Below are 7,649 nucleotides of genomic sequence, written 5' to 3'. Positions count from 1 at the left end.
CGCCGCCACAGTCACTACGAACGCCCCAAATCACCTGTAAACCAGATCAGTTGCTCTCTTACAATTCCTGCCATGAGCGATCCGGAGCCCCTCCTTGGCTGGCTGCAGAACTGGTACGTGCAGCAGTGCAACGGTGACTGGGAACACGAATGGGGCGTGAAGATCGCCATGCTCGACAACCCCGGCTGGACCGTCAGCATCGACCTGGAGGAGACCGGCCTGGAAGAACGCGAGTACCCCCGCCAGGAGATCAACCGATCACCGCAGGACTGGGTCGGACCTGGACCGCCGAGAAGACCTTCCACGCCGCCTGCGGCCCCGGAAACCTCACCGAGGCCCTCACTCCGTTCCGTACCTGGGCGACCACGATCGCTCCCTGAGCCGGCGCAGAACCCGGAGACACCAAACCGGTGAACCTATGCGGTCAGATTACTAGAGGCGCTGCAATACCGGCACAGCATCCTAGGCGGATTCCTCGCTGGGACCGGCCTCGCTCTCGACAGACCCAACTGACCCTAAAACGCCGAAGCCAGTAACGGGGCCTGAACAAGTCACCTTTCAGTCACCAATCCGCATCAGGGAAACGTCAACTCCTCTTTCAGGCAGCGCATTTGGCCTACAGTCCTGGGGACGAGGGAGCCGCGAGGGGGGAGCCGGACATGGTGGCGGAGAACATCGACGATGTCGTCGACGGCCTTGCCGAGATCGTGCGCGAGGCCGTCCGCACCGGAGACCGGATCGGATACTTCGCCGCGCTGTACCGACAGGTGACCGTCGAGGTCCGCAAGACCATCCATGAAGATCTGTTCGACGACGGTCCCCGCATGGATCGCTTCGACACCCACTTCGGCAACCGCTACTTCGAGGCGTACGACGCCTGGCGTCGCGACCGGAGCGGGCCGCGCTGCTGGCGCGAGACGTTCGGACTGCTGGACGACGCCGACACCGTCATCGTCCAGCACCTGCTGCTCGGCGTGAACGCGCACATCAACCTCGACCTGGCCGTCGCCGCCGCACGGACCGGCCCGGGCGCGGACATCCACGGGCTGCGGCGCGACTTCCTGCTGATCAACGACATCCTCGCGCGCGTGGTGCTGGCCGTGCAGGACTCGGTCGACGCCCTGTCGCCCCTGCTGTCGCTGCTGGACAAGGTCGGCGGCCGCACCGACGAGCAGATCCTTGACTTCAGCATCCGCCAGTCCCGCGAGGAGGCCTGGTACAACGCCGTCCTGCTCGCCGGCCAGAGCGAGCGGGAGCGCGAGGCCACCCTCGAACGCCTCGACATCCGGGCCGCTGTGCTCGCCAGGCTGATCGCACGGCCGACCGGTATCGTCCGGCCGGCCCTGGAACTGATCCGGCGGACCGAGAGCGGTGACGTGCCGACCGTCATCACGCATCTGGACAGGGCGATGGAGCGCTCCTCCACCTGATGGTCAGCTGGAGTCCCGCGCCACCAGACGGCAAGGCAAGGCACGGTGGCCCCCCGGATCGTGGCCCGGTGTCGGTGGCCTGCGGTCGAGGTGCATCCGTAGGTTGACAGTGAACCTGCGGCCAGGCGGAGAGGCGGGCTCAGGCGTAGTCGTAGACGGTGGCGGTGATGTCGCGTGCACTCAGGGTTGTGCTGATGGTCGGCTGGACGTGCTGCCGTACACGGACGAGGGCAAGCCGGCGGCGGGCACGTTCCGGCTCGGGGTCTCGCCGGGCATGGTCAAGCACGAGGGCACCCGGACCGTGCTGTGGGCAGAGCAGCAGTTCGAGGAAGCCGGCGCGGTGTTCAACATCGCCAACCTCATCAAGAACGACCCGACCGCCGGAGAAGGGGAGTAGCCGACCATGACCGACTCGCTCGGGGACAGCCTGGACCAGGCGCTGGAGGGGGCGTTCACTCGTCGTATCCCGCAGAGCGCCCAGACGCAGATGAAGTACCTGGTCAAGCAGCTCAAGGGCAACAAGGCCGCCGCGCAGGCGCTCGGGATCTCCCAGCGCACCGTGGAGCGGTACGTCGCGGGCAAGTTCAAGCGGCCCCGCCACGATCTGCGGGACCGGATCGAGCGTGAGGTCAAGAAGCGGTGGCAGCCCCAGATCCGGGCGAAGGCCAAGAAGAAGGCCGCGTCCACGGGCGGCTTGGTCGTGAACACCCGGGCGCGCTTCGGGTTCGAAGCCGCCGGGGATACGACCTAAGACGCCCGGATCCGCGACATCACCCAGGCCCTGCCGCCCCGCTGGGCAGACAAGTTGTTCGAGGCCCGCGACGCCGGCGCCATCGAGCAGCAGCTCCAGCGCATCGCCGCCGAAGGCCTTGCGGAGACGTACTTCCGCAACAACAACACCCGGGCGGCCGGCCCGGGCGTGAAGTTCACCGACGTGGAGCACATCCAGATCGAGCTGTAGTGCGCTGAGACGTCCGTACCATGAGGGCGGGCCCTGATCCATGAACCGGATCAGGGCCCGTTGCCGTGTGTGCTGTGGGGCTTCGTGGTCAAAGCCCTCATATGCAGCGTCAGTTGCGCATCTGCCGTGCGCTGGTGAGTGCCTTGTCGATCGAGGCCAGGAGCTTGTCGACCGCGCGGGTCTGCTGCTGGACGCGAAGGCCGTACTCGCCGAACGGGATGCTGTTGTCGACGGGCAGGCCGGTGAGGCTCTTCACGTCCTGGACGACGTCGCCGACGAGGAGTGACAGCGGCGCGGTGCACTGCCCCCTGTGGCTCTCCAGGTAGGGGGTGAGCCGAATGAGCTCCTGGAAGTCGTCGTTGCCGGCCGGGCGGGGCAGAGACTGGAGACGGCGGGTCTCGACGTCGGCCTCGCGCAGGTGCCCGATGAGCGCGTTGAGGTCGTCGTTGGCCATGTCGGCCGTACGGTCCTCGGTGCGGCGCTTGTCGAAGATGATCCAGCCGATGACGGCGAGCCCGATGGTCACCAGCCGTCCGGCCACGGCGAGTACGACGGTCGTGGTGGAGCTGGCCACGGCCGCGATCACTGTGCCGGTCTTCGTGATCTGGTCCGACGCGAGGGCGTACTGGTCCAGGGTGTCCATCGCGCGGTTGAGGGCGCCGCTCATGGGTGCGTTCTCCTTGGGTGTGGCGACGCCCGCCCTCCATCTCGTTGAACGCCTCGAACTCGCCCGCCCCCTCTTTGTCCTGGAGCTCCGAGTGGTCCGAGGTGAGGACCTCGACATCGATCCACTGAGGCGGGGAATCCGGCTCCGCACCCTTGACCTGGACCTTCACCCGCCTCCAGTACGCCAGGAGCAGATCGCGCGCGATCCCCGCGGCGTACTGGCCCTGCGAGTACATGAAGTTGTACTCCCCGCGCACCAACTTGCGGACTAGTACCTCGAACACACCGCTGGCCAGATCTTCCGCGGTGGCCCGGTTGTTCACCCTGCGGTTGAAGCAGCTCACCAGCCTGCCCCGTGCCGCGAGCACCTCTTTGAACTCGTCCCGCACGGCCTTCGGTAGATCGTCGTAGGACGTCGCCTTCTCCAGCCGCACGCTGGCGGTATCGGCCGCCGTCGCCGGCAGGCCTGCCGGTTGGGGGGCCTGCAGCGGCACCGCGTCAGCGTCCGAAGCCGTACGTGGCTGAACGATCTGGGTGCGCTGTTCGGAAATGCTGCTGCGGTCACTCATCCGCGCTGCTCCATGAGGGGAAAGGGGCCGGTGGAGCAGGTGCGGACGCACCCCTCCGCTCTCTACGTGAGATCTGGAGCGCGACGCGTTAGACGCAAGGACAGACTTTTTGTGTGGCCTGCGTCACCCTCTAGTCAGTTGGTGCCCGGCTGGGGCACTGTCGATGCAGTCCGACCAGCAGCATTCCCCCCAACACACAGGGAGCCAGGGAAAGTTGAGCTATCAGCCGCGTGACTTACAGCCCGTCTACGACCCCGCCTCGGGGTACACCCACTTCGTCCTCTACACCGAGCCGAAGTACGGCGTCGTCGGGGCAGCGTGGAACGGCACGGTGTCCATCGAGCGGGAGTCCCCGTACGTGCAGGAGTGGCTGGGCAGGCTCCAGCCGTGCGCGCCAAACACCCTGCACACGACGCTCGTGGCGCCGGACAAGATCGCCTACCTGTTCCATGCGTGCGTGGACGACGACAAGGACTCCCCGTCGGCGGTCGGCGGGTCGGGTTGCGTGTGCTTCAAGACGTTCATGGACCCGGAGTTCGGGCTGCCGGTCGTGGCGGACCACTACCGCACCGTCGGCGGGAACATCGACCAGTGGACCTACAAGGCGTACGCCCCGCTCGATCTGCGGCCGGATGACGAGTTCCACCGCCTGATCATCGACCGGCGAAGCGGCATGTTCTGGATCCGCACCCGCGACGGCCTGCTGTCGATCCTGCCGGAGGAGAACGGACGCGCCTACGGCAGCGGCTACGGCGGGGGAGGCCCCTCCGAGCTCGCCCGGTACATCACTACGCTCCTGGACTCCGGTGGCGAGAACACCGCCGCCGCGGGCGACCGCCGCCATGACGCCCAGCCGGACCCCAAGGTCTTCGCCTGGGTGTCCGGCGAGGCCGCCACCCGCACCCAGGAACTGTCGTACGAGGACCTGGCAGCCATTCAGCGCGGCTAACCACCCGCTCGCACACACGAGGCCCCGTTACCGGCCCAGCAGATCGGTGCGGGGCCCCACACGCGTATCCGCGGGGATCGGATGTGCATGACGCGACGCCGTATCCAACGCCTCGTGCCCGGTTACGCAGTCGGGTCGTCGGAGGAGTCGGCAGAGCGCCGACGGACGATGTCCGGCAGCTGGCGGGAGCGGGCGGCCGGGATGAGGAACAGTCCGGCCATGCCCAGCCCGGTGATCACGACGCTCAGCAGCCCGGCCGACACGTCGGGGTCGTCGAACGCCGCGACGCCGCAGAACACCGAGGTGACCGCGGTGAACACCAGCGTCGCGGCGATCCACGGCTCCCGCAGCGGCGACGGCGTACGCGCCACCGCGCTCATCCACCAGGTCGTCCCGGCCATCACGCAAAACAGCACGGCGGCCGGCGGCAGCAGTATCGGCGGCACCCAGCGTGCGACATCGCCGGCGGGCAGCCGCTGCCCGGTCAGGTAGCCGACCCGCACCAGCCACGCCAGATACACCGGCACGCCGACCACGATCAGCACCCACCTTCGAGGCCCTCGCCGACCTCCCGCTACTGGTCTCGGTCACCAGCGATGCCGACCAGGCAGGCTTTCCCGCGAAACGTCAGCAGGCCCCCGCCGGCCAGCAGGACATGGCAGCCCGCCTCGCCACCCCAACAGGACGGGCCCAGTACCGTCAACGCAGTGCCCTGGTCGAGCCGGGATTCGCCCAGATCTTCCAACGCTTCGGACGACACCTCAACTACCGAGGCCGCCAGGCCGTGGACGCCGAGATCAAGCTCCTCGGCACGGTGCACAACATCAACAAACTCATCAACCACACGCCCAAGAAGCACCCTTGACCCTCACCGGGCAGCAGCCGTGCGACATTCTCTGCCGACTCTCCGGCCAGCGCACCGAAACCCTCGACACCCGGCCCAGGAAGGCCACTTGGTTCGACAAACCGCCGTCCCGCCCACCACAAGGTCGGCACCAAACCCCGCCGTGCGAGCGGCACTGACACCGTTGACGGAGCCCCGTAGCCTGCTTTGACGCAGAGCGGCGTGTTTTTTGGCGGGAGACCCTGATGACAGGCGGCAGCAGGTCCAGCACGGATATCAGAGGCGGCCACATCGGACTGGTCGTCACGATCATTGCGCTGGTCATCATTGCCAGTTTTTCCGGCCCTCGCCGGACTTTGATCGTCGCGGCGTGCTTCACCGCCTGGTTCACCCTCGCGCTGACCGTCATCCGCATCAGGGGCGGACGCGGCGGAGAAGCCATTCGACGGGCCTACGTCGCCACTTTCGGCTGGGGCGACTACGTCACCCCCTGAACGGGTTACTGACTTCGGCGTATTAGGGTCCGTCCGGTCTGTCGAGAGCGAGGCCGGTTCCGGCGAGGAACCCGCCGAGGATGCCGTGCCGGTACTGCAGCGCCTTGAGCCGTCTGCGGAGCAGGGTTTCCAGCTCGTTGAGGGTGCGGGCGGCCAGGTTGGCGAGGCTCCGTTTGATGTGCGCCCACAGGCCCTCGACCGGGTTGAGTTCGGGTGTGTACCCGGGCAGCAGGACCACCGTGAGCCAGTCCCGGCCGGCCACGAGCGTCTTCATCGTCTTGGAGGTGTGGGTGCTCAGCCGGTCCCACACCACGATCAGCGGGGCCTTGAGCAGGTGGTGGGCGCCGTCGAGCAGGTGGATGTAGTCGCTCTCGCCGAGCGAGCGGCGCTCGCCCTTGCGGCCGGTATGGCGGCGCAGCCGGTAGCACATTCGGGCGGGCAGGCCGGGCCGGTAGCACAGCAGCCCGGCCACCGAGTGCCGTCCCCGGCTGCGGCCGGGCACTTTGACTCTCGGGGTGATACCGCGGCCCCAGGTGCGGCCCCTGGGCGGCCGGCCGGTCACACCCGCTTCGTCCTCGAAACAGATGAACGCGCCGGTCGCCGCCCGGAGAGTTTTTGCCTCCTGCCAGGTCACCTCCCGCCATGCGGTGACCGCGTCCTCATCGCGTTCGGCGGCGGGCCGGGCGGGCATCTGGACGCTGAAGCCCATACGGTGCAGCAGCCGGGTCACCCCCGAGACGCTGTAGGAGAAGTGGAACTTCCGCCCGATCAGCGTGCGCACCCTCGCGGCGGTCCACACCTGGTCGTCGCTCCAGCCGTGCGCGACCGGCCCTTCTTCCAGCCAGACGGCGAGCCTGGCCTGCAGGCCGAGGCGGCAGTCGTAGCCCGGAGGCCCCTGGGAACGCAAGCCTTCCCGCCCGCCCAACGCCCAGGCACGGCGCCACTGGTAGTCCGACTTCTCGCTCACCCGTAATTCCCGGGCGATGCACGGGACTTTCACGTTCTCCCCGAAGAGGTCAGCGGCCCGCATGCGTACCTCTTCGCGGCGCTTGCGCTGCTCGGCGGTCAGCCCGCCCCCATCCGGATACCGCATACTTCCGGGCTACCAGCCAAGACGGGCCCTGTCACCAGGTCCGACGAAAAACCAGACGCTATAACGCCAAGGTCAGTAAACGACAAGGATGCGTCACAGGCGGGCCGACGTCGACGTCTCCAGCACCTCTTCGTCGTCGGTGAAGATGCCGGACGCTGCCGCCCCGCCGAGGAGCGCAGTGACGAGCGCCGCCGCGCCGAAGAGTGTCCACCGCGTCCGCCATGGCCTGGTGCGCGCCGGTGCGGCAACCGCGGGTGCGATGTTCGCGGGCGTGGCGTCCGTGGGTATGGCGTCCGTAGGCGTCGCGAGCGTGGGTGTGGCGTCCGCCGGTGCGGGACCGCACGCGATGCCGGTGCGGGCGTCCAGCCATGCCTCCGCCTCGTCGCCCCGTACTCCGCACGCCGCGACGAACGCGGCGACGAGTTCCTCGCGGGGAAGCCGGTCCTTGCCGAGCATGGTCGCCGCTGTGGAGTACGGCAGACAGTGGCCCACGTCCGCCGCGTGGCGTTCCAGTCGGCGGTAGCTCAGACCCGACCATGCCTTGAGGCGCCGCAGCGCCGCCACGAAGGCGGCCGCGTCGGTGTCCGGCGGTGTGGGCAGTGCGGTGGTCATGATGGTGGTCCCCCCTGGTGAGCTGGACGTA

General features: G+C 68.0%; 10 protein-coding genes and 1 pseudogene. 7 read left to right on the top strand and 4 right to left on the bottom strand.

Annotated features, from left to right (window positions below; all coding sequences use genetic code 11):
* Positions 1 to 72 precede the first annotated feature (72 nt).
* From IEY89_RS38125 to tpg, 4 genes and pseudogenes are all read left to right on the top strand, one after another.
* Complete coding sequence (locus IEY89_RS38125; protein WP_229695674.1) at positions 73 to 414, top strand: immunity 53 family protein; 342 nt, start codon at positions 73 to 75, stop codon at positions 412 to 414.
* Positions 415 to 659: 245 nt separating this feature from the next.
* Positions 660 to 1,430, top strand: coding sequence for a DUF5995 family protein (locus tag IEY89_RS38120; protein ID WP_189152116.1), 771 nt, complete (start codon positions 660 to 662; stop codon positions 1,428 to 1,430).
* A 208-nt stretch (positions 1,431 to 1,638) separates the two neighbouring features.
* Complete coding sequence (locus IEY89_RS38115) at positions 1,639 to 1,827, top strand: hypothetical protein (protein ID WP_373287343.1); 189 nt, start codon at positions 1,639 to 1,641, stop codon at positions 1,825 to 1,827.
* 6 nt (positions 1,828 to 1,833) lie between these two features.
* Positions 1,834 to 2,391, top strand: a pseudogene (gene tpg / locus IEY89_RS38110) (telomere-protecting terminal protein Tpg).
* Between the two features lie 109 nt (positions 2,392 to 2,500).
* Here tpg and IEY89_RS38105 read toward each other — a convergent pair.
* A complete protein-coding gene (locus tag IEY89_RS38105; protein WP_189152115.1) occupies positions 2,501 to 3,058 on the bottom strand; it encodes a hypothetical protein in 558 nt (185 codons plus the stop codon).
* 782 nt (positions 3,059 to 3,840) lie between these two features.
* Between IEY89_RS38105 and IEY89_RS38100 the strand changes: the two genes are divergently transcribed.
* Complete coding sequence (locus tag IEY89_RS38100) at positions 3,841 to 4,575, top strand: hypothetical protein (protein WP_189152114.1); 735 nt, start codon at positions 3,841 to 3,843, stop codon at positions 4,573 to 4,575.
* 122 nt (positions 4,576 to 4,697) lie between these two features.
* Here IEY89_RS38100 and IEY89_RS38095 read toward each other — a convergent pair whose 3' ends face one another.
* The gene (locus IEY89_RS38095) at positions 4,698 to 5,102 is read right to left on the bottom strand and encodes a hypothetical protein (protein ID WP_229695673.1); all 405 of its coding nucleotides are present in this window, start codon (positions 5,100 to 5,102) and stop codon (positions 4,698 to 4,700) included.
* Between IEY89_RS38095 and IEY89_RS42315 the strand changes: the two genes are divergently transcribed.
* Positions 5,027 to 5,440: a transposase gene (locus IEY89_RS42315; protein WP_268240799.1), complete on the top strand. Its 414-nt coding sequence runs from the start codon at positions 5,027 to 5,029 to the stop codon at positions 5,438 to 5,440. The two genes, IEY89_RS38095 and IEY89_RS42315, sit on opposite strands and share 76 nt — an antisense overlap.
* Positions 5,441 to 5,664: 224 nt before the next feature.
* Positions 5,665 to 5,913, top strand: a complete 249-nt coding sequence (locus tag IEY89_RS38085) for a hypothetical protein (RefSeq protein ID WP_189152111.1) — start codon at positions 5,665 to 5,667, stop codon at positions 5,911 to 5,913.
* A 22-nt stretch (positions 5,914 to 5,935) separates the two neighbouring features.
* Here the strand turns inward: IEY89_RS38085 and IEY89_RS38080 are convergent, their stop codons facing one another.
* On the bottom strand, positions 5,936 to 7,006 hold the full coding sequence (locus IEY89_RS38080; protein WP_189152110.1) for an IS630 family transposase: 1,071 nt from the start codon (positions 7,004 to 7,006) through the stop codon (positions 5,936 to 5,938).
* 93 nt (positions 7,007 to 7,099) lie between these two features.
* The gene (locus IEY89_RS38075; RefSeq protein ID WP_189152109.1) at positions 7,100 to 7,618 is read right to left on the bottom strand and encodes a hypothetical protein; all 519 of its coding nucleotides are present in this window, start codon (positions 7,616 to 7,618) and stop codon (positions 7,100 to 7,102) included.
* Between the last annotated feature and the right edge of the window lie 31 nt (positions 7,619 to 7,649).

Origin of the sequence: Streptomyces lacrimifluminis, from assembly GCF_014646095.1 — a bacterium.
Lineage (GTDB): Bacteria > Actinomycetota > Actinomycetes > Streptomycetales > Streptomycetaceae > Streptomyces > Streptomyces lacrimifluminis.
This window is presented reverse-complemented; position numbering and strand designations above follow the sequence as displayed.